General features: G+C 72.9%; 18 protein-coding genes. 7 read left to right on the forward strand and 11 right to left on the reverse strand.

From position 1 onward, the window contains the following. Positions 1–81: 81 nt before the first annotated feature. The 3 genes from trpA to trpC are packed head-to-tail and all read right to left on the reverse strand — an operon-like array spanning position 82 to position 2,902. Positions 82–876, reverse strand: coding sequence for a tryptophan synthase subunit alpha (trpA, locus tag ACZ3II_RS19745; RefSeq protein ID WP_465519118.1), 795 nt, complete (start codon positions 874–876; stop codon positions 82–84). Beyond that, positions 873–2,114 (reverse strand): tryptophan synthase subunit beta, encoded by a 1,242-nt coding sequence (gene trpB, locus ACZ3II_RS19750; protein WP_465519119.1) that lies wholly within the window; start codon positions 2,112–2,114, stop codon positions 873–875. Before trpB ends, trpA begins: the two co-directional genes overlap by 4 nt. After that, positions 2,111–2,902: an indole-3-glycerol phosphate synthase TrpC gene (gene trpC, locus ACZ3II_RS19755; RefSeq protein ID WP_236642615.1), complete on the reverse strand. Its 792-nt coding sequence runs from the start codon at positions 2,900–2,902 to the stop codon at positions 2,111–2,113. Before trpC ends, trpB begins: the two co-directional genes overlap by 4 nt. A 401-nt stretch (positions 2,903–3,303) precedes the next feature. On the opposite strand from trpC, the gene ACZ3II_RS19760 reads away from it, so the two are divergent. Continuing rightward, entirely contained in the window at positions 3,304–3,588 is a 285-nt protein-coding gene (locus tag ACZ3II_RS19760; protein ID WP_465519120.1) for a hypothetical protein, read from the forward strand. On the opposite strand, the gene ACZ3II_RS19765 is transcribed toward ACZ3II_RS19760, so the two are convergent. From ACZ3II_RS19765 to hisI, 3 genes are read right to left on the reverse strand one after another with little or no spacing between them, the layout of a single operon-like run. Continuing rightward, positions 3,585–4,118, reverse strand: a complete 534-nt coding sequence (locus ACZ3II_RS19765) for a Trp biosynthesis-associated membrane protein (protein WP_465519121.1) — start codon at positions 4,116–4,118, stop codon at positions 3,585–3,587. The two genes, ACZ3II_RS19760 and ACZ3II_RS19765, sit on opposite strands and share 4 nt — an antisense overlap. After that, a complete protein-coding gene (locus ACZ3II_RS19770; protein ID WP_465519122.1) occupies positions 4,115–5,626 on the reverse strand; it encodes an anthranilate synthase component I in 1,512 nt (503 codons plus the stop codon). The genes ACZ3II_RS19765 and ACZ3II_RS19770 overlap by 4 nt, the downstream gene beginning before the upstream one ends. After that, positions 5,623–5,988: a phosphoribosyl-AMP cyclohydrolase gene (gene hisI / locus ACZ3II_RS19775; protein ID WP_465519390.1), complete on the reverse strand. Its 366-nt coding sequence runs from the start codon at positions 5,986–5,988 to the stop codon at positions 5,623–5,625. The genes ACZ3II_RS19770 and hisI overlap by 4 nt, the downstream gene beginning before the upstream one ends. Before the next feature lie 176 nt (positions 5,989–6,164). Here hisI and ACZ3II_RS19780 point away from each other — a divergent pair, with 176 nt between their 5' ends. Further along, complete coding sequence (locus ACZ3II_RS19780; RefSeq protein ID WP_465519123.1) at positions 6,165–7,841, forward strand: hypothetical protein; 1,677 nt, start codon at positions 6,165–6,167, stop codon at positions 7,839–7,841. A 103-nt stretch (positions 7,842–7,944) separates the two neighbouring features. Here the strand turns inward: ACZ3II_RS19780 and ACZ3II_RS19785 are convergent, their stop codons facing one another. After that, positions 7,945–8,682 (reverse strand): DUF2470 domain-containing protein, encoded by a 738-nt coding sequence (locus tag ACZ3II_RS19785; protein ID WP_465519124.1) that lies wholly within the window; start codon positions 8,680–8,682, stop codon positions 7,945–7,947. 70 nt (positions 8,683–8,752) lie between these two features. Here ACZ3II_RS19785 and rpsD point away from each other — a divergent pair, with 70 nt between their 5' ends. Then, complete coding sequence (rpsD, locus tag ACZ3II_RS19790; protein ID WP_465519125.1) at positions 8,753–9,361, forward strand: 30S ribosomal protein S4; 609 nt, start codon at positions 8,753–8,755, stop codon at positions 9,359–9,361. A 104-nt stretch (positions 9,362–9,465) separates the two neighbouring features. On the opposite strand, the gene ACZ3II_RS19795 is transcribed toward rpsD, so the two are convergent. Together ACZ3II_RS19795 and ACZ3II_RS19800 are read right to left on the reverse strand one after the other, a co-directional pair. Beyond that, the gene (locus ACZ3II_RS19795; RefSeq protein ID WP_465519126.1) at positions 9,466–11,226 is read right to left on the reverse strand and encodes an ABC transporter ATP-binding protein; all 1,761 of its coding nucleotides are present in this window, start codon (positions 11,224–11,226) and stop codon (positions 9,466–9,468) included. Beyond that, the gene (locus ACZ3II_RS19800; protein ID WP_465519127.1) at positions 11,223–12,986 is read right to left on the reverse strand and encodes an ABC transporter ATP-binding protein; all 1,764 of its coding nucleotides are present in this window, start codon (positions 12,984–12,986) and stop codon (positions 11,223–11,225) included. The genes ACZ3II_RS19795 and ACZ3II_RS19800 overlap by 4 nt, the downstream gene beginning before the upstream one ends. Before the next feature lie 103 nt (positions 12,987–13,089). Here ACZ3II_RS19800 and ACZ3II_RS19805 point away from each other — a divergent pair, with 103 nt between their 5' ends. Next, entirely contained in the window at positions 13,090–13,716 is a 627-nt protein-coding gene (locus ACZ3II_RS19805) for a TIGR03085 family metal-binding protein (RefSeq protein ID WP_465519128.1), read from the forward strand. 66 nt (positions 13,717–13,782) lie between these two features. After that, the gene (locus ACZ3II_RS19810; RefSeq protein WP_465519129.1) at positions 13,783–15,078 is read left to right on the forward strand and encodes an APC family permease; all 1,296 of its coding nucleotides are present in this window, start codon (positions 13,783–13,785) and stop codon (positions 15,076–15,078) included. On the opposite strand, the gene pdxR is transcribed toward ACZ3II_RS19810, so the two are convergent. Together pdxR and ACZ3II_RS19820 are read right to left on the reverse strand one after the other, a co-directional pair. Next, the gene (pdxR, locus tag ACZ3II_RS19815) at positions 14,967–16,367 is read right to left on the reverse strand and encodes a MocR-like pyridoxine biosynthesis transcription factor PdxR (RefSeq protein ID WP_465519130.1); all 1,401 of its coding nucleotides are present in this window, start codon (positions 16,365–16,367) and stop codon (positions 14,967–14,969) included. The genes ACZ3II_RS19810 and pdxR overlap by 112 nt on opposite strands. After that, on the reverse strand, positions 16,358–17,233 hold the full coding sequence (locus tag ACZ3II_RS19820; protein ID WP_465519131.1) for a carbohydrate kinase family protein: 876 nt from the start codon (positions 17,231–17,233) through the stop codon (positions 16,358–16,360). The genes pdxR and ACZ3II_RS19820 overlap by 10 nt, the downstream gene beginning before the upstream one ends. 142 nt (positions 17,234–17,375) lie before the next feature. On the opposite strand from ACZ3II_RS19820, the gene ACZ3II_RS19825 reads away from it, so the two are divergent. Together ACZ3II_RS19825 and ACZ3II_RS19830 are read left to right on the forward strand one after the other, a co-directional pair. After that, on the forward strand, positions 17,376–19,199 hold the full coding sequence (locus ACZ3II_RS19825) for an AMP-dependent synthetase/ligase (protein ID WP_465519132.1): 1,824 nt from the start codon (positions 17,376–17,378) through the stop codon (positions 19,197–19,199). 379 nt (positions 19,200–19,578) lie between these two features. Next, positions 19,579–20,019, forward strand: a complete 441-nt coding sequence (locus ACZ3II_RS19830; RefSeq protein ID WP_465519133.1) for a pyridoxamine 5'-phosphate oxidase family protein — start codon at positions 19,579–19,581, stop codon at positions 20,017–20,019. Positions 20,020–20,157: the final 138 nt, after the last annotated feature.

A 20,157-nucleotide genomic window follows, 5' to 3' on the forward strand; every position in this document is an offset into this window, starting at 1 on the left:
GGGTGCACACGGTACAGCCGTTCAGCCATCCCGCGATGCCCGGGCACCGGCCAATCTTTCCCGGCCGGTGCCCTCTTTCGCTCAGCTCCGGACGCCCTCGGCCAGCTCGGCGCTGAGCGCGCGCAGGCTCGCCAGACCGGCCGCCCGGTCCGGGGCCTCCAGAACACTGCGGATCAGGGCGCTGCCGACGATCACACCGTCGGCGAACGCGGCCACCTCGGCGGCCTGCTCGCCGGTGCCGACCCCGAGGCCGACGCCGACCGGCAGGTCCTCATCGATCGCACGGATCCGCGCGACCAGGTCCGGGGCCTGCGAGGAGACGCTGGTACGGGCGCCGGTGACACCCATCAGCGCGGTCGCGTAGACGAAGCCGCGGCAGTTCTCCAGGGTCATCCGGATCCGCTCGTCGGTCGACGACGGCGCGACCAGGAACGTCCGGTCGATCTTGTGCCGGTCGGAGGCGGCGATCCACTCGCCCGCCTCGTCCGGGATCAGGTCCGGCGTGATCAGCCCGGTGGCGCCGGCCGCGGCCAGGTCACGGGCGAACGCGTCGACGCCGTACTTCTCGATCGGGTTCCAGTACGTCATCAGCACGACGGTGGCCCCGGCCGACGCGACCGCTTCGATGATCTTGAGGGTGTGCCGGGTGCGGACCCCGTTGGCGAGCGCGATGTCGCTCGCCTTCTGGATCACCGGGCCGTCCATCACCGGGTCCGAGTACGGCAGCTCGACCTCGATCACGTCGCAGCCGGCCTCGTGCATCGCGATCATCTGCTCGATGCTGTGGTCGACCGTCGGGAATCCGGCCGGCATGCAGCCGATCAGCACCGCGCGGTTCTCCGACTTCGCCTTGGCGAAGGTCTCCGAGATGCTCACGTGTTCTCCCCGGGGACGATCGTCTCCGCCTGGTCCAGGATCCCGAAGTACGCGCCCGCGGTGTGCACGTCCTTGTCACCGCGGCCGGACAGGTTCACCACGATCGTCGGCGTGCGGCCCAGCTCCTCGCGCAGCCGGGGCGCGATCTTCGCGGCGCCCGCGAGCGCGTGCGCGCTCTCGATCGCCGGGATGATGCCCTCGGTCCGGCACAGCAGCTGGAACGCGGCCATCGCCTCGCCGTCGGTGACCGGCTCGTACACCGCCCGGCCCGCGTCGTGCAGCCAGGCGTGCTCCGGGCCGACGCCGGGATAGTCCAGGCCCGCCGAGATCGAATGCGACTCGATGGTCTGCCCGTCGTCGTCCTGCAGTAGGTAGGTGCGGTTGCCGTGCAGCACCCCCACCGAACCGCCGGTGATCGACGCCGCGTGCCGGCCGGTCTCCACACCGTCGCCGCCGGCCTCGAACCCGTACAGCCGCACGCTCTCGTCCGGAACGAAGGCGTGGAAGATGCCGATCGCGTTCGACCCGCCGCCCACGCACGCCGCCACCGCGTCCGGCAGCCGGCCGATCTGCTCCAGGCTCTGCGCCCGGGCCTCCACGCCGATGCCGCCGACGAAGTCGCGCACCAGCTCCGGGAACGGATGCGGCCCGGCCGCGGTGCCGAGCAGGTAGTGCGTGGTGTCGACGGTGGACACCCAGTCCCGCAGCGCCTCGTTGAGAGCGTCCTTGAGGGTACGGGACCCGTTCGTCACCGGGATCACCGTCGCGCCGAGCATCCGCATCCGGGCCACGTTCAGCGCCTGCCGCTGGGTGTCGGTCTCGCCCATGTAGACCACGCACTCCAGGTCCAGCAGGGCGGCCGCGGTCGCGCTGGCCACACCGTGCTGGCCGGCGCCGGTCTCGGCGATCACCCGGGGCTTGCCCATCCGCTTGGCGAGCAGCGCCTGGCCCAGCACGTTGCGCACCTTGTGGGCGCCGGTGTGGTTCAGGTCCTCACGCTTGAGCCAGATGTCCGCGCCGAGCGCCTCGGACAGCCGGGTCGCCCGGTACAGCAGCGACGGCACGCCCGCGTAGTTGAGCAGCAGATCCTGGAACCGCGCCTGGAACTCCGGATCCGCCTTGGCCGACCGGTACGCGGCGTCCAGCTCGTCCAGGGCCTTGATCAGCGCCTCCGGGACGAACCGGCCGCCGTACCGGCCGAAGTGCCCGGCCAGATCCGGCAGCGTCTCCGCGGTCATCGGACCGGCCGCGGCGTCGCCGGGTGGTTGCCCGCGTTGACCAGCTCGGCCACCGCGTCCCGCGGCGACTTCTGGGTCACCAGGCCCTCCCCGACCAGCACCGCGTCGGCGCCGGCCGACGCGTACCGGATCAGGTCGTGCGGGCCGCGGACACCGGACTCGGCGATCTTCACGACGTTCTGCGGCAGGCCCGGCGCGATCCGCTCGAAGACCGACCGGTCCACCTCGAGGGTGCGCAGGTCGCGGGCGTTCACCCCGATCACCTTCGCGTTCGCCTCCAGTGCCCGGTCCGCCTCCTCCTCGTTGTGCACCTCGACGAGGGCGGTCATGCCCAGCGACTCGATGCGCTCCAGGAGGCCGACCAGAACGTTCTGCTCCAGCGCCGCCACGATCAGCAGCACCAGGTCGGCGCCGTGCGCGCGGGCCTCGTGGATCTGGTAGCTGGAGACCACGAAGTCCTTGCGCAGCACCGGGATCTTCACCGCGGCCCGCACCGCGGCCAGATCGTCCAGCGAACCGCCGAACCAGCGGCCCTCGGTGAGCACGCTGATGCAGCGGGCGCCACCGGCCGCGTACTCCCCGGCCAGCTCGGCCGGGTCCGGGATGTCGGCGAGCGCGCCCTTCGACGGGGAGGCCCGCTTCACCTCGGCGATGACCGCCACGCCCGGCTTGCGCAGGGCCGCGTACGCGTCGATCGCCGGCGGGGCCGCCGCCGCGAGCTCCCGGACTCTCTCGAGGGGCACCTGTGCCTGCCGCGCCGCGACGTCCTCCCGGACGCCGGCGAGGATCTCCTCGAGGACGTTCTGCTGTGCCGCTCCGCGAGCGGGACCGCCACTGCCCGCTGCCTGCTGATCGGATGTCACCTAATGACTCCCCTCTCCGGGTGTCTTCGGCCTGATGCTAGGAGGTGACAGGGTGTGACGACCTCCTGGGGGTATGGCGCGCCTCACGGAATGGACTGCGGCATAATGCCAGGCTGCCTGTCACCGATGTCTCATCCTTCACATTCGGCGATCCGCCGCGAAGCCCTGTGCAGGCTTCCTTCCCCCTTTCGGCCGATGCCATCCCTTCGTTGACGGCGGCGTCACCGTGCGGAAATAGGACTCCACCATCATGTGAGTCGGGCAGACTTGTCCCCGGTGCGTCCGCGCACCGCCAGCCAGCCGGACGATGATGCGGAGTCGACCCCATGGCCACAGACTCACACCAGCCGATGAATTTCGCCCTCGTCTCGCGGGTCCTCGTCTCCGTGGCGGCCGAGGTCGCCACCGGCGTGCAGCGCGCCGTCGTCGGCCCCGCCAACGTGCGCACCGCCCGGGAGAACGCGTGGGACGCCATGCAGGCCGACCGCGCCCGTGAGGCCGCCCGCGCGGAGACCGCCCGCGCCGTGGCCGCCATGCTCGCCGCCGGGCCCGCCCCGAGCCACCGGCTGCGGGCCGGCAAGCGGGCCAAACCGCTCGCCAGCGCCCGCTAACGGGCGGTCGGGTCCTCCCCGCGGTCCAGGGCGTCCCAGAGCGCCCGGCCGTCGGGTGTCTCGTTCACGGCCGCCGTCTCCGCGGCCGGGCGCCGCTCGTACCGTGACGACATCGCCGCCCACCGGTGGCCGTGCCGCGCCGTGACCACGCCGCCCGCCACCACCGCCGCGCCCCCGAGGACGCACGCCACCGGCCACGCCGTGCCGGCCGGGCCGGCCGCGCCCGGGTCGACGCCCGCCCGGGCCAGCACCGCGCCCACCGCGATCCCGGCACCGGACAGCGCCAGCAGCACGCCCAGCACCCGCCGGGCCACGCCCCGGGTGGCCAGCAGCGCGCCCGCGCCGGCCAGCGCCACCAGCGCCAGGCCGGTCAGCCACGGCTGCACGTCCGAGCCGGTCTGCTCGGTGCGCAGGTCGGACAGGCCGGGCCGCTGCTCCACCTGGACCGCCCAGACGCGGGTCACCGCGTACAGGGTGAGGGCCGCGCCGGCCAGGCAGGCGACGACCGCGGCGAGCCGTTGCCGGGTCATCGGGCGGCGCGCAGGGTCTCCGCGGACGCGATCGCGGCGAGCACCGCGGCGGCCTTGTTCCGGGTCTCGGTCTCCTCGGCGGCCGGGTCCGAGTCGGCCACGATGCCGGCGCCCGCCCCGACGTAGGCGACACCGTCCTTGAGCAGCGCGGTCCGGATCGCGATCGCCATGTCCATGTCGCCGGCGAAACCGAAGTAGCCGACCGTGCCGCCGTACAGGCCGCGGCGGGTCGGCTCCAGGCTCTCGATGATCTCCATGGCCCGGACCTTCGGCGCGCCGGACAGCGTCCCGGCCGGGAACGTCGCGGCCAGCGCGTCGAACGCCGACCGGTCCGCCCGCAGCCGGCCGACCACCGTCGACACGATGTGCATGACGTGGCTGTACCGCTCGATCCGGGCGAACTCCGGCACTTCCACCGAACCCGGCTCGCACACCCGGCCCAGGTCGTTGCGGCCCAGGTCGACCAGCATGACGTGCTCGGAGCGTTCCTTCGGGTCGGCCAGCAGCTCGGCGGCGAGCGCCGCGTCCTGCTCCGGGGTGGCGCCGCGCCAGCGGGTCCCGGCGATCGGGTGCAGCAGCGCGGTCCGGTTGGCGCTGACCTTCAGGTGCGCCTCCGGCGACGAGCCGACGATGTCGAAGTCGTCGAAACGCAGCAGGTACATGTACGGGCTGGGGTTGGTGGCCCGCAGCACCCGGTAGACGTCGAGGGCGTTCGCGTCGGTGGGCCGCTCGAACCGCTGCGCCACCACGATCTGGAAGCACTCGCCGGCCCGGATCGCCTCCTTGGCCTCCTCCACCGACTTCTGGTAGTCCCCGGGCAGGGTGCGGCTGACCGGCTCCCCGGCCGGCCGCCGGTCCACCAGGGACACCATCGGCGGGGTGGGCCGGGACAGGGCGGTGGTCATCGCGTCGAGCCGGCCCACCGCCTGGTGGTACGCGGCGAGCCGGGCCGCGTCGCCGGCGTCCTCGTCCAGCACCGCGTTGGCCACCAGCAGCGCCGAGCCCTCGTGGTGGTCCAGGACCACCAGGTCGGTGGCGAGCATCATCCCGAGCTCGGGCAGCCGCAGGTCGTCGGCCGAGGTGGACGGCAGCTTCTCGAACCGGCGGACCAGGTCGTAGCTGAGGTAGCCGACCATGCCCCCGGTCAGCGGCGGCAGGCTCCCGTCGGGCTCGCCGCCGGTCAGCGCCGCCACCGTCTCGCGCAGCGCCACCACCGGGTCGCCGCCGTGCGGCACCCCGGACGGCGGCGTGCCCAGCCAGGCCGCCTGCCCGTCCCGCTCGACCAGCGTCGCCGCGCTGCGCACCCCGATGAACGAGTACCGCGACCAGGCCAGGCCCTGCTCCGCCGACTCCAGCAGGAAGGTGCCCGGCCCACCGGCCAGTTTGGTGTAGACCCCGACCGGGGTCTCCCCGTCGGCCAGCACCTTGCGGGTCACCGGGACCACCCGGGTCCGGCGCGACCGCTCCAGGAAGCCGGTCTCGTCCGGGCTCACCACTCCACTGGTCACTGGCCCTCCAACAGGTCGTCGGTGAAACAGGTGTGCGTGCCGGTGTGGCAGGCCGCGCCGGTCTGCACCACGGTGACCAGCAGGGCGTCGCCGTCACAGTCCAGCGACACCTTCACCACCCGCTGGTGGTGGCCCGAGGTCGCGCCCTTCACCCAGTACTCGCCGCGGCTGCGGGACCAGTAGGTGGCCTTGCCGGTGGTCAGGGTGCGATGCAGCGCCTCGTCGTCCATCCAGGCGAGCATCAGGACGTCGCCGGTGCCGTGCTCCTGCACGACGGCCGCGACGAGGCCGTCGGGCGTGCGCTTGAGCCGGTCGGCGATCGCCGGGTCCAGGGTGGTCTCTGCTTCGGGTACGGACACGATTGACGATTGTCCCCCATCCCTCCCGCCGCCGGTGGTAGGCCCACGATCCGGTAACCGGGGGTGTGCTCGGCGGGGTACAGCGGTACCGTCGCCGGGAAGCGCGGTACGTGCCAGACTGCCCGGCTCCCGCCGCCCTCGGCGGCGGCGCGGCCTCGCGACGGGAGTGGTGAACCGAGATGGAGCCGACGTCCAGCCCCGACAACACCCGGCCCTCCCCTGGCCTGGCCCGCTTCTGGCAGGTCCGGCCGGAGCGGGAGGGCCCACCCGAGCCGCTGCCGCCACGTCCGCCCGAACCGCCGGAGACTCCCGCCGACCTGCTGGCCGGCTCCCTGCTGGGCACCTTCCGCAGCCGGCCGATCCCGCCGCTGGCGCCGATCGCCTCGGCCACCCGCCACCCGAACAGCGAGGCCGACCCGTTCGGCCTGAACCGGGCGGCGGGGCGGGTCCCGCACCAGCCCGCCACGAACCACCCGCCGGTCACCGGGCAGCACGGCGATCCTGATCACTCGGGGCCCTCGGGGGATCGGGCGGAACCCGGCCAGGACGTACAGTCCGAGGAACCGCCCGCCGGCTCCTTCGGAGGCTTCGGCCTCGGCGGAGGCGCCGGGAGATCCTTCTTCGGCGACACCGGCGCCGAGCCGGTGGACGAGAGCGGACCCGGTGAGGCTCAGGTCGGCGACGAGCCGGCCGACGAGGGGACCACCGCGGCGGACGAACCCGCGGACCCGACGCCGCGGGACGCCGGCCAGGACGAGGACGACGCCGCCGAGCCGGCGGAACCCAGCGACGAGAACGGACGTGAGGACATGAACGGACGGGCAGCGGCCCCCGGGTACGCCCAGACCGGCGAGGCCGGCCCGGACGGAGCCGGCGAGCCGGCCGAGGAGGCGCCCGGTCAGGCCCCGGCCGACTCGGCACGCCCGGCCGCGGGCTGGGCCACGGTGCCCGGCACGGCTCCGGCCACGCCCACCTCCGGGGTCCCGGTGTCGCCGGCATACCCGCCGAACCCGTACTCGGCCGCCGACTTCACCCCCGACCACCCGGCGGGCAACCTGCAGCCGGTGTCCGGGCTGCCGGAGCAGGCCGAGGAGCCCGACGACCCGGCCGCGCCGGCGCCGGTGTCGCCCGCGCAGCCCGCCACCGGGTCCGCGGCGGTGCAGATCCCGGCCACCCGCACCCCACCGGACCTGACCATCGACCAGGCGTCGGAGCAGGGCGGATACCCGGGACTGCCGGCGTCGGCCGAGGGTGGCTACGGGTTCGCGCCGTCCGGGTACAGCCTCGGGCGTACCCCGGAGGCCTTCGGTGTGGCGTCGGTCGCCACGCCGGCCGCGCCCGCCGCACCGGTGGCCACGCCGCCGGACTTCCAGGCTCTCCCGCCGGCGGCGGACCAGGCCTACACCCCGGCGGAACAGGCTTTCCCGCCCGCGGCCGAGTCGCTGACCATCGCCGTTCCGGTGGTGCGCCCGGAGCCGGCCCGCCGGTCGGCGAGCCTGGAGGACGCCGAGCCGGTCCGCCGGGCCGGCCGCCGTTCCGTCCACGAGCCGGCCCCGGCGAGCGAGCAGGCCGCCGAGGAGCTGGTGACCGGCCGCACGATCTGGGACGAGGACGCCGCCCGGCACTTCCGGGCGGCCTGGCACGAGGTGAAGGCGGAGTTCGTCGACGACCCGGAGCGGGCTCTGACCCGGGCGCACGACCTGCTCACCGACGCGGTGAACGAGCTGACCGAGGTGCTGCTGGCCGAGCGGGACGAGCTGGACCCGCTACGGGGCAACGGCGCGCCGGACACCGAGAGCATGCGGATGGCGATGCGCGGCTACCGGGAGTTCCTCGAGCGCATCCTGTCGCTGTAGATGGTGTGAGCCCTGCCACCCGCGGCACCGGGTGGCAGGGCTCGAAGACGGGATCCCGCGGCCTGACGGCGGCAGAAGGACGGCCGCGGGATCCCGTCTCGTTCTAGGCGGCGCTGCCGTCGCAGCAGCGCCGGCAGAGGATCGGGTGCAGCAGGTGCGCCAGATCGTGCCGGTCGGTGACCGGGCGGGGGAAGGCCAGGCGGGCGCTGCGGCCACCCATCCGGACCAGGAAGCCGTACCGGTCCATCCGGACCACGGTGGGCTCGTCGCCGGGGCGGGCGTTCCGGCCCAGCTGGCGGCGCACGTAATCGCTCATCTCGGCGGTGTGGTGGTCGGCCAGGTCGGCGATCAGGTCGAACTCGACGGTGCGCAGCGGGTCCGGGGTGGCCTCGGCGTAGTCGTCCGGGTCGACCTCGACGAGCTTCTCGTGACGTTCGTAACGGACCTCGGCGACGTCCATCCGGTACAGCGACTGACTCTCGCCGATGTCCAGCAGGTCACCGCAGGCGTCGGTGTCGGCGTAGTCCAGGGCGGCGGCCCGGGCGTCGTCACCCTCCAGTCTGACCGCCCACCCGGACACCCAGACGCGGCCCAGCGACGGCGACGTAGCCATGGGCGGAACATCTTTGATGTCCAGAACCAGCGCGGTGTCGTCGTTGCCGTCCTGTGGGCGAAGTGCGACGGCGAGGGTACCCTCGCTGGGCACTAGCAGGAGCACGCGTCCTTGCGCATCGGTGACGTGCCTGACCGGAATCGGTCCGGGACGGCAGGCGATGTGAGCGACGGCGGGCAGGTGGCCGGCTGTGAGCGTGCGCGCGATCTCGGCGGGACTGGGTTGCATGACGAGCACCTCCGGGCACCGGTTAGGCTTACCTAAGTTAGGCAAGGCTTACCGTAACAGGAGATCGCAGTTGAACAACTCTCGACCCAAGGCGAAGCTGTCGCGCGCCCTCGGCATCCCTCTGACGCGTAAGTGCGTCAAGTACTTCGAGCGGCGGCCGTTCCCGCCGGGCGTGCACGGCCGGGGCCGTCGCAAGGCCTCCGACTACCAGGTCCGTCTGCTGGAGAAGCAGCGGCTGCGCCACCAGTACAACATCAGCGAGGTCCAGATGCGGGCCGCGTACGACGCCGCCCACAAGGCCGAGGGCAAGACCGGCGAGACCATGGTCACGCTGCTCGAGCGCCGGCTGGACGCGACCGTCTTCCGCGCCGGTTTCACCCGGACCATCTACCAGGCCCGCCAGCTGGTCGTGCACGGTCACTTCACCGTGGACGGCAAGAAGGTGGACCGCCCGGGCTACAAGCTCAAGCCGGGTCAGGTCATCGAGGTCAAGGAGACGAGCCGGCAGAAGCCGCCGTTCCAGATCGCGGCGACCGGCACCCACATCGACGGCCCGACCGCGCCGTACCTCTCCACGGTTCTCGAGGACCTGCGCACCACGGTGATCCGTGCCCCGCAGCGTTCCGAGGTCCCGGTGATGTGCGACGAGCAGCTGGTCGTCGAGTACTACGCCCGATAAGCACCAGGCTCGTGAATCGCTGAAATGGCGGGCCTCTCGCCGCGGCTGCGGGTCACCGCAGCCGCGGCGGGCGACGCGCTCATCTCACCGGTGATCGATACCGGTCAGCGTGTCTGTTCCAACCAGCTGGCGTAGAGCTTGGCGTAGATCGAACCCTGCTCGGCGACGAGACGGGAGTGCGGGCCGCGTTGCACGACGCGGCCCGCGTCCACCACGATGACCTCGTCCGCGGCCTGCGCCGTGGACAGCCGGTGCGCGATCGCGACAGTGGTGCGGCCCCGCGTCACCAAATCCAGGGCGTGCTGCAGACGCACCTCGGTGGCCGGGTCCACGGCGCTGGTCGCCTCGTCCAGCACGAGCAGGTCGGGGTCGGCGACGTACGCCCGGACCAGCGCCACCAGCTGCCGCTCCCCCACGCTGAGCGCCTCCCCGCGCTCGCCCACCGGCGTGTCCAGCCCCGCCGGCAGACCGGCCAGCCAGTCCCCCAGCCCCAGCTCGGTGAACGCCTCCCGCAGCTGGTCGTCGGTGAGCGACGGCTCGGCGAACCGGATGTTCTCGGCGACCGTCGCGTCGAACAGGAACCCGTCCTGCGGCACCATCACCACCCGCGACCGCAGCGACGAGAACCGCACGCCGGTCAGCGGGGTCCCGGACAGCAGCACCGTGCCCTCCGCCGGGTCCATCAGGCGGGTCAGCAGTTTCGCGAACGTCGTCTTGCCGCTGCCGGTCTCGCCGACCACCGCGTACTTGCGGCGCGCGTCCAGGGTCAGGTCGACGTCGGCGAGCACCACCGGGCCGCCGGGATAGCGGAACGACACGTGGTCGAAGCGCACCGACAGCGGCCCCGCCGGCAGCGCCACCCCCCGGTCGTCGGGGTCGGCCACGTCCGGGTCCACATCGAGCACGTCCAGGATGCGCCGCCAGCCGGCGACCGCGTTCTGCGCCTCGTTGAGCTGCTCGGTGGCGATCTGCACCGGCTGGATGAACAGCGTCACCAGGAACAGGAACGCGGTCAGCCGGCCCACCGTCATGTCGCCGTCGACACCGAGCAGGGTGCCGGCCACCACCACCCCGGACAGTGCCAGCCCGGCCGAGATCTCCCCGCTGGAGAAGCTGGTCACGCTGGTGCGCATGGCCATCTGCTGAGCCTGGCGCAGCTCGTCGACGGCGGTGTCCAGGCGCCGGCCGGTGCGGCCGGCCACCCCGTACGACCGGATCACGGTGGCGCCGACCACACTCTCCGCGATCGTGCCGAGCATCGTGCCGCTGCGCTCACGGACCGTCCGGTACGCGGCGGCGAGCCGTTTCTGGAACAGCCGGATCACCCCGATCGCCGGGGCGAACGCCAGCAGCACCACCACGGTGAGCTGCCAGGAGTAGACGAACATCACCGCCGTGGAGACGATCAGCTGGCCGATCGAGAGCAGCAGCTGGATGCCGCCGGTCTGCAGGAACTGGGAGATCTGGTCCACGTCGCCGGTCACCCGGGACACCATCGAGCCGCGCCGCTCGGACTGCTGGTGCAGCATCGACAGGTCGTGGATGTGCCGGAAGGTGCGGGAGCGCAGACCGCCCAGCGCGGTCTCGCTGACGGTGAACAGGCGCCGGGTCATCAGATAGCCGCACAGGGTGGAGGCGGCGATCACCAGCAGGGTGACCGCGACCACGCCGAGCACGAACCGCGGATCCGGGCCCTGCGGGCCGTTGACGCCGTGGTCGATGGCCTGCTGCACGGCGATCGGCACGGACACCCGGCCGGCCATCTGCAGGATCGCCAGCCCGAGCGTGCCGGCCAGCCCGGTCCGCAGCTCCGGCGACAGCGACAGCCCACGCCGGATGGTGGCGACCGTCCCGACCTCGCTCACGTGTCCGCCTTCTCGTACGCCGTGACCAGTTCCCGGTACCCCGGCTGCGTCTCCATCAGCTCCGCGTGCGTCCCGGTCGCCACCACCCGGCCCTGATGCAGGTAGACCACCTCGTCGGCGAGCGCGATGCTGGCCCGCCGATAGGCCACCACCAGCAGCGACGTCCCCGCCCGCCGCAGGGCGCCCAGAATCGCCGCCTCCACCCGCGGATCCACAGCGCTGGTGGCGTCGTCGAGCACCAGCAGCCGCGGCCGGCCGGCCAGAGCCCGGGCCAGGGTGAGCCGCTGCCGCTGCCCGCCGGACAGCGACGTGCCGCGCTCTCCGACCGCGGTGTCCAGCTGCTCCGGCAGCCCTTCGATGAAACCGTCGGCCTGCGCCAGCCGCAGCGCCGACCACACCTCGTCGTCGCCGATGCCGGGCCGGTCCAGGGCGACGTTGCCGCGGACCGTGTCGTCGAACACGAACGGGATCTGCGGCACCAGCGCGGTCGCCCCGGCGAGGGCCGGCGCCGACAGGTCGGGCAGTTTCACCCGGTCCAGCGCGATCGTGCCGGAGTCGGGGTCGACCAGGCGCATCGCCAGAGCGGCCACCGTGGACTTGCCGGAGCCGGTGGCGCCGACCAGGGCCACGGTCTTGCCGGCGGGCACGGTGAACGTCACGTCGGTGAGCACCGGCGGGCCCTGCGCGTACCGGTAGCCGACCCGCTCGAAGCGCAGCTCGGCCGGGCCGTCGCCGGACAGCTCACCGGACCCGTACGCCAGATCGCCGTCGGCCGACAGCACCGCCTCGACCCGCTCCCAGCCGGCGACGCTGCGCGGCAGCTCGCCGATCACCCAGCCGATCGCCCGCACCGGGAACGCCAGCACGGTGAACAGGAACGCCACGCTGACCAGCTCGGTCACCCCGATCGCGCCGGTCTGCAGCCGCCAGGTGCCGAGCAGCAGCACGGCCAGGGTGCCGAGGCTGGGCAGGCTCTCCATCAGCGGGTCGAACACGCCGCGCAGCCGCCCCACCGCCACGAGCGCGTCCCGCAGCTCGGTGACGAACACCCCGAACCGGCGCGACTCGTCGGCCTCCCGGCCCATCGTCTTGACCACCAGGGCGCCGTCGAAGCTCTCGTGCGCCACCGCGGCGACCTTGGCCCGCATCCGCTGGGCATGGATCTGCCGCGGCGACATCCGCCGCGAGTAGAAGAAGTTCAGCGCGAACAGCGCCGGGAACAGCGCCACCCCGACCAGGGCGAGGACCCAGTCGGTGAGGAACAGCGTCACCACCGCCCCGAGGATCATCACGATCGTGCCGACCGCGAACGGCATCGGCGCGATCGGCGCGAACGTGGCCTCCACGTCGGAGCTGGCGTTGGACAGCAGGCTGCCGGTGGCGTGCCGCTGATGCCACTCCGGCGGCAGCGCGAGATAGCGGCGGGTCACCGCGCGCCTGTACCGCGCCTGCAGCCGGAACTGCATGAAACCGGCGCCCAGCCGGCGCGCGAAGATGGTCGCCACCCGCAGCGCGCTGATCCCGAGCAGGACCGCGACGGCCAGCGCGAGGCCACCGGTGGTCACGCTGCGCTCGGCGAGCGCGGGCACCACGACCCGGCCGACGATCGCCCCGACGATGTACGAGTTCGCAACGATCAACAGCCCGAAGAGGCTGCTGCCGAGTGCGCTGACGACGAACAGGCGCGGCTCCGTGCGGATCGCCCGACCGAGCACTCGCAGACCCCGTCCCAGCACGTCATTGCTGGTTCTGCTGCTCACATTCCTACCTGACTGGTAAGTATTGGTCTGCCCCTCCGACCTTACCTACCCAGCCACCTGAGTGTTTACAGTGTGGCCACGATTACACGCCTATCATCGACCGATGACCAACTTTGCCCGCGTGGAGCGTGACCTGCTCGCTGACCTGCTGCTGCGTGAGGGGCCGGACGCGCCGACGCTGTGCGCGGGCTGGACCACGCGGGATCTGGCCGCCCACATCGTGGTGCGCGAGCGGCGGCCGGACAGCGCCGCCGGGATGGTGATCAAACCCTTGTCGGGGTACGGGGAACGCGTCCGCCTGGCCCGCGCAGCGCTGCCGTACGAGGAACTGATCGCCCAGCTGCGCACCCCGCCGGTGTGGAGCCCCGTCAGCAATCCGCTGGTCGACCCGCTGGCCAACACCATGGAGATGTTCATCCACCACGAGGACGTGCGCCGCGGCGACGGCCAGTGGGAGCCCCGGGTGCTCGGCGAGGCGATGGACGCCACGCTGTGGGGCAACGTGAAACTGCTGTCCCGGGCCGCGCTGAAGCGGGTCGGCGTCACCGCCGAGATCCGGGCCACCGGGCTGTCCGCGGTGCGCAACAGTCCCGATCCGCAGGTCCGGATCGCCGGGGACGCCGGCGAGCTGGCCCTGTTCTTCTTCGGCAGGCAGCGCGCCACCCGGGTGACCGTCGACGGCGACCCGCAGGTGGCGGAGCGGCTCCGCACGGCCCGTCTCGGCCTGTAGATTGGCCCACCCATCCGGGCCGTGATTGGCTCGGCCGGGATGCCGATCGGCCCTTAGGTTCGTGCCATGACCGCACGTACCGACCTGTCCGTCGCGCAGGGCGCCGCCCTCTCCGTCGGCGCCGTCCTGGGCACCGGGCTGATCTCGCTGCCCGCGCTCGCCGCCGAGGCGGCCGGCCCGGCGTCACTGCTCGCCTGGCTCGCCCTGATCGTCCTCTCCGCGCCACTGGCCTGGACCTTCGCCGCGCTCGGGGCGCGCTACCCGGACGGCGGCGGGGTCGCCACGTACGCGCAGATGGCGTTCGGCCCGCGGGTGTCGGCGGCGGTCGGCTGGTGCTTCTACTTCGCGGTGCCGCTCGGCGCGCCGGTCGCTGTCGGCTTCACCGGCGGGTACGTGTCCGACGTGCTCGGTGGCGGGCGGGCGACCGAACTCGCCACGTTCCTCGTGATCGTCGGTACGGCGTACGTCATGAACTGGTTCGGCCTGAAGATCTCCGGCGGTGTGCAGCTGGTCCTCTCGATCTCGCTCGCGACCCTGCTGGTGGTGGTCGTGATCGCCGCGCTGCCGCACGCCCGCTGGGAGAACCTGACCCCGTTCAACCCGCACGGCTTCGCCGGGATCGGCGCGGCCGCCGCCCTGCTGGTCTGGGGTTTCGCCGGCTGGGAGGCGCTGTCGTCGCTGTCCGGCGAGTACCGGAACCCGCGCCGTGACGTGCCCCGCGCCACCGGAATCGCGGTCGCCGTCGTCGGTGTCCTCTACCTGGCGGTCGCGCTGGTCAGCGTGCTCGCCCTCGGCCCGGCGCTGGCCGGCAGCCGGGCCCCGCTCGCCGACCTGCTGGCGATCGGCCTGGGCGGCCCGGTCCGGATCGTCACCGCGGTGGTGGCGGTGGTGCTGACCTTGGGCGCGGTGAACGCCTACTTCGCCGGGGCCAGCCGGCTCGGGGTGGCGCTGGCCGCCGACGGCGCGCTGCCGGCCCGGGTGTTCGGCGCCCAGCGGCGTTCGCTGACCTTCATCTTCCTGGCCGGCATCGGCTGCGTGTTCCTGCCGCTGGACCTGCGCACCTCCGCGCTGCTGACCACCGGCTGCTTCACCCTGGTGTACGTGATCGGCACCGCCGCCGCGCTGCGCCTGCTGCCCGGCGTGTGGTCGCGGGTGGTGGCCGGTCTCGCCTTCGCCGCGGTGGTCACGCTGCTCTGGCTCACCGGGCCGCCCGCCCTGCTCAGCGTGGTGATCGCCGGCGGCGCGGTGGCCTACCGGGCGATCAGTCGTTCCAGGACGGCCAGGCCCTCCTCGATCAGCGCCGGATCGACGGCGCCGAACCCGACGACCAGTCCCCGCTGCGAGGAGGGTTCGCCGGTGTAGGCGCTCAGGTCCTCCACGGCCACCCCGGCCCGGCGGGCCCGCGCGAGGTTCTCATCTCTGAAATCACCCAACGCCGTCATGTGCAGCCCGGCGGCGCTCGGGATCACCTCCAGGCCGGGGATCCGGGCCAGGCCGGCGGCGACCCGGGCGTGCCGGTCCTGGTACGCCCGGCCGGCCCGCCGCACGTGCCGGGCGAACGTCCCCTCGTCGATGAACCGGGCCAGCGCCGCCTGCACCGCCGTCTGCCCGTGCGCGTCGGTGAGCTGCCGGGCCGCCGCCAGCGCCGGGCGCAGACCGGGCGGGGCCAGCACGAACCCGGTCCGCATCGCGGGCAGCATGCTCTTGGAGAAGGTGCCGGCGTACAGCACCCGGCCGTCCCGGTCCAGCGTGCACAGCGGCTCCAGCGGCCGGGCCGAGAACCGGAACTCGCTGTCGTAGTCGTCCTCGACGATCGCCGCCCGCCGGTCCCGGGCCCACGCCAGCAGCTCCTGACGGCGGGCCAGGCTCATCACCCGGCCCAGCGGGAACTGGTGCGACGGGGTCACGTAGACCAGCCGGGCACGGTCCGGCAGCTCGGACACGACCAGGCCCTCGGCGTCGACCGGGACGCCGGTGACCCGTACGCCCAGGGAGGTCAGCAGGCGGCGGGCCGGCGGGTAACCCGGCTCCTCCACCGCGGCCACGTCGCCGGGGCGCAGCAGCACCCGGGCGATCAGGTCGAGGGCGTGCTGGGTGCCGTTGGTCACCACCACCTCGGCGGCGGTGGCCGGCACCGACCGGGCGTACCCCAGGTAGCGGGCGATCGCGGCACGCAGCGCGGGATGGCCGGACGGTTCGGCGTACGTCCCCGGGCCGTTCGCGCCCAGCCGCAGCTCCGCGCCGACCAGCCGCCGCCACGTGTCGAACGGGAACAGCCGGGCGTCCGGGATGCCGACCCGGAAGTCGTACCGGGGCGCCGGCGCCTCGCCACTGGCCGGCTCCGGCAGGAACGTCCAGCCGGCCCGGGGCCGCAACGCGTCACCGGACGCCCGGCGGGCCGCCGGGCTCGGCGTGCCGAACGCCACGAACGTCCCCGCGCCGACCCGCGCGGCCAGGAAACCCTCGGCGGCCAGCCGCTCGTACGCCCCGGCCACGCTGCCCCGGGACACGCCCAGGTCGGCGGCGAGCGCCCGGGTCGCCGGCAGCCGGTGCCCGGACGGGATCCGGCCGTCCACGATCGCCGCCCGCAGCGCGCGGTGGACGGCGGCGGTCCGTTCCCCGCCCGGCTCCAGCTCGAGGATCAGGTCCAACGGCTGTCCAGGGTGGCCCGGTCGATGAAGGCGCCGGCGCCGACCGGGGCGGTGCACGCGTACGCCCCGGCGATCACCGCCCGGTCCAGGCAGGCGGCGTCGTCCGCCCCACCGAGCCAGGCGCTCAGGAACGCGGCAGCGAACGCGTCGCCCGCGCCGTTCGTGTCGGCGATCGGCGCGCCCGGGTCGACGGCGTCCCGGTGCGTCACGCCGTCCCGGGTGTGGAGGTCGGCGCCCTTGCCGCCGTTCGTCACCACGACCTTGGCGGCCACACCCTCGGCCAGGATCCGCTCCGCCGACCCGTCGGCCAGCTGCACCGCGCTGACGAAGACGATGTCGGCGCCGAGCGCGAAGTCGAGGTGGTGCGGGTTCGTGCCGTCCCAGTCGTGCAGGTCGGTCGAGATGGTCACGCCCGACTCGCGCAGCGACGGCAGCAGGTGCCGGGCGTAATCCATGATCGTCACGTGGGCGTGCCGGACACCGGCGGGCAGCGGGCGGTAGAACTCCTCGGGCAGGCGGTATCCGGGGACGTCGCGGCCGTCGTACAGGGAGAGCCGGCGCCCGTCCGGGCTCATCAGGTTGACCGCACGCCGCGTCCCGGCCGGGGCGGGCGCCGCCCGCAGGCGGATCCCCCATCCGCCGAACGCGGCCCGCACCCGGTCACCCAGCTCGTCGTCACCGACCGTGTCGATCACGGTGACCTGCTCGTCCAGCGCTTTCAGGGCGAGCGCCACGCACGTGCCGGTGTGTGACACGTGGTCGGTGATGGGACCCCTGGGGCGAGCCGAGTCGGCGCCGAGCACGGGGAGGTCCGCCACCGGCACGACGGTGTCGACCCCGGTGCCGCCGATCACGAGGAAAGTCATGACGGACAACGTAGTGGGGGCTGACTAGGATGGAACGACCGGCGCAGGTTGATCAGGATCTAGCCGTGGTGCCGCATGACCATTACTGTGCGGTAACACATACGTTTCGTACCCCCCGTTGATGTGGTTAAGGCGGCGCCCGATGGCTCTCGAGGTTCCCTACCGGTCGATCCCGGACATGCTGTTCCAGCGCGTGGCCAAGACCCCGGACGCGCAGGCGCTCGCCGGGCCGAACGCGACCGACACGGGGGCCGACTGGCTGACCTGGCGGCAGGTCGGCGACCGGGTCCGGGCGATCGGCGCGGGCCTGCGTGAGCTGGGCATCGGCCTGGAGGACCGGGTCGCGATCCTGTCCAACACCCGGCTCGAGTGGATCCTCGCCGACCTCGGCATCAACGTCGCCGGCGCGGCCGCCACCACGGTCTACCCGACCACCGAGCCCGAGGACACCACGTTCATCGTGTCCGACTCCGGCTCCAAGATCCTGATCGCGGAGAACGCGAAGCAGGCCCTCAAGATCTCCGGCGCGGAGACCGCGGTGACCAAGGTGGTGCTGATCGACGGCCCCGCCGACGCCGGCGCCACCCCGCCCCAGATCACCCTCGCCGACCTGGAGAAGCTCGGCGCCGACGCGCTGACCCGCAACCCGAGCCTGATCGACGACGTGGTCGCCCAGCTCGGGCCGGACAACGTCGCCACCCTGATCTACACCTCCGGCACGACCGGCCGCCCGAAGGGCGTCGAGCTGCTGCACAAGGGCTGGACCTGGGAGGGTGTCGCGCAGGAGGACCTCGGGCTGTTCTCCCCGACCGACCTGCACTACCTGTGGCTGCCGATGTCGCACGCGTTCGGCAAGACGCTGCTCTGCGGCATCCTGCACGTGGGCGTCCCGACCTATGTCGACGGCCGCGTCGATCGGCTCATCGACCTGCTCGCGGTGATCAAGCCGACGCTGATGTGCGCCCCGCCGCGCATCTACGAGAAGGTCTACAACAAGACCGTCACCAGCGGCCTCTCCGGCACCGGCCTCAAGCCGAAGATCTTCAGCTGGGCCGTCGCCACCGGCAAGAAGCGGGTCGCCTTCCAGCAGGCCGGCAAGCCGGTCCCGGCCGGCCTCGCCCTGCAGTACTCGATCGCCGAGAAGCTCGTCTTCAGCAAGCTGCAGCAGAAGCTCGGCGGCAACATCAAGGTGCTGGTCAGCGGGTCGGCCGCGCTCAGCCGGGACATCAGCGAGTTCTTCGCCGCGGCCAACCTGCCGATCCTCGAGGGCTACGGCATGACCGAGGCCTGCGCCGCCAACTTCGTCAACCGGCGCGGCAAGCTCAAGATCGGTTCGGTCGGCCAGCCGCTCGGCGACCTCGAGGTCCGCATCGACTCCGACGGCGAGGTGCTGCTGCGCGGCGCCCCCGTCATGCGCGGCTACCACAACCTCCCCGACGCCACCGCCGAGGCGTTCACCTCCGACGGCTTCCTGCGCACCGGCGACATCGGCGAACTCGACGCCGACGGCTACCTCAAGATCACCGACCGCAAGAAGGACCTGGTCAAGACGTCGGGCGGCAAGTTCATCGCCCCGTCCGCGATCGAGGGCGCGTTCAAGGCCGTCTGCCCGTACACCTCGCAGGCCGTCGTCATCGGCCAGAACCGCAACTTCGTCACCATGCTGATCGCCCTCGACGAGGAAGCGATCGTCGGCTGGGCCGCCTCCGGCCCCCTGGCGGGCAAGTCCTACGCCGAGATCGTCGCCGCCCCGGAGACGATCGCGCTGGTCGAGGGCTACATCAAGGAGCTCAACGCCAAGCTGAACCGCTGGGAGACGGTGAAGAAGTTCGCCCTCCTCCCCCGCGACCTCAGCATCGAGGCCGGCGAGGTCACCCCCTCCATGAAGATCAAGCGCCGCAGCGTCGAGTCGAACTTCGCCACGCAGATCGACGAGATGTACGCGGGCTCCCTCGCCCAGATCTGACCCTTCTGCTACTTCCGGCCCGGCCGACCGCTCGCGGTCGCCGGGCCTTCTCTTTCCCACACCCGGCTGATCCCTTACGGTCCGCGCGGCTTCCGCTTCCCACCCCGCTTGCCGTACGCCCGAAGCAGCCCCGCCGATCCCTCTCCCCCGTGGCCACCTCTCAGCCCGGCCGCGACCGAGCCACCTCTCCCCTGGCCGCCCACGCCAGATCATCGAGCCGCCGGCCCACCACCTCCAGCACCCGCCACCGAGATCACCCACCTGCCCGAACCACCTCCCCCGTAGCCCGTCACCCAAGATCCCTCAGCCGTCGTGCCGGATGCCGAACCGCCGCATCGTGCGCGAGCCAGGCGCCGATGTGTGGATCTAGGGTGTGGGCATGACGGACATCGTGCGATCGCGCGAGCAGCGCAAGGCCGACACCCTCGCCAAGCTGGCCTCGCCGGTGCTGGACGCGTGGGTGGCCACGGACGGGCCGAACCTGGTGCCGCTCACGCTCGGCTGGTTCCAGGAACGGCTGATCGTGGCCACCGACCGCGACTCCCCGACCGCCAGGTCCTTGATCACGACCGGCAAGGCCCGCATCGGCCTGGGCCCGACCCGCGACGTCGTGATGATCGACGCGGTCCTGGAGAGCCACCGCCCCGTCACCGAGGCGGCCGAGATCGGCGAGGCCTACGCCGCTCAGGCCGACTGGGACCCGCGCACGGCAGGCCCCTCGTACCTCTTCCTGATCCTGCGCCCGACCCGCATCCAGGCCTGGCGCGAGGCGAACGAGATCCCCGGCCGCACCCTGATGCGCAACGGCACCTGGCTGTAACCACCCGAGCGCCAGCCGTCGCCCAGGCCGGTCACCCGCCGGCCACAACCCGCCTGAACGACGGCCGACCACCCCAGCCGTCCCTGAAACCGCCTACCCGCCACGCATGACCGGCCTGAACGACGGCCGACCACCCGG

It is taken from the genome of Actinoplanes sp. NPDC019969 (assembly GCF_055562375.1).

What these genes read in the sequence shown, in the direction of transcription:
- ACZ3II_RS19825 (WP_465519132.1), top strand. Translation starts at nt 17,376, where the DNA reads ATGGCTCTCGAGGTTCCCTACCGGTCGATCCCGGACATGCTGTTCCAG.
- ACZ3II_RS19785 (WP_465519124.1), bottom strand. Translation starts at nt 8,682, where the DNA reads ATGCAACCCAGTCCCGCCGAGATCGCGCGCACGCTCACAGCCGGCCAC.
- ACZ3II_RS19810 (WP_465519129.1), top strand. Translation starts at nt 13,783, where the DNA reads ATGACCGCACGTACCGACCTGTCCGTCGCGCAGGGCGCCGCCCTCTCC.
- ACZ3II_RS19760 (WP_465519120.1), top strand. Translation starts at nt 3,304, where the DNA reads ATGGCCACAGACTCACACCAGCCGATGAATTTCGCCCTCGTCTCGCGG.
- ACZ3II_RS19820 (WP_465519131.1), bottom strand. Translation starts at nt 17,233, where the DNA reads ATGACTTTCCTCGTGATCGGCGGCACCGGGGTCGACACCGTCGTGCCG.
- ACZ3II_RS19780 (WP_465519123.1), top strand. Translation starts at nt 6,165, where the DNA reads ATGGAGCCGACGTCCAGCCCCGACAACACCCGGCCCTCCCCTGGCCTG.
- ACZ3II_RS19830 (WP_465519133.1), top strand. Translation starts at nt 19,579, where the DNA reads ATGACGGACATCGTGCGATCGCGCGAGCAGCGCAAGGCCGACACCCTC.
- ACZ3II_RS19805 (WP_465519128.1), top strand. Translation starts at nt 13,090, where the DNA reads ATGACCAACTTTGCCCGCGTGGAGCGTGACCTGCTCGCTGACCTGCTG.
- ACZ3II_RS19765 (WP_465519121.1), bottom strand. Translation starts at nt 4,118, where the DNA reads ATGACCCGGCAACGGCTCGCCGCGGTCGTCGCCTGCCTGGCCGGCGCG.
- trpB (WP_465519119.1), bottom strand. Translation starts at nt 2,114, where the DNA reads ATGACCGCGGAGACGCTGCCGGATCTGGCCGGGCACTTCGGCCGGTAC.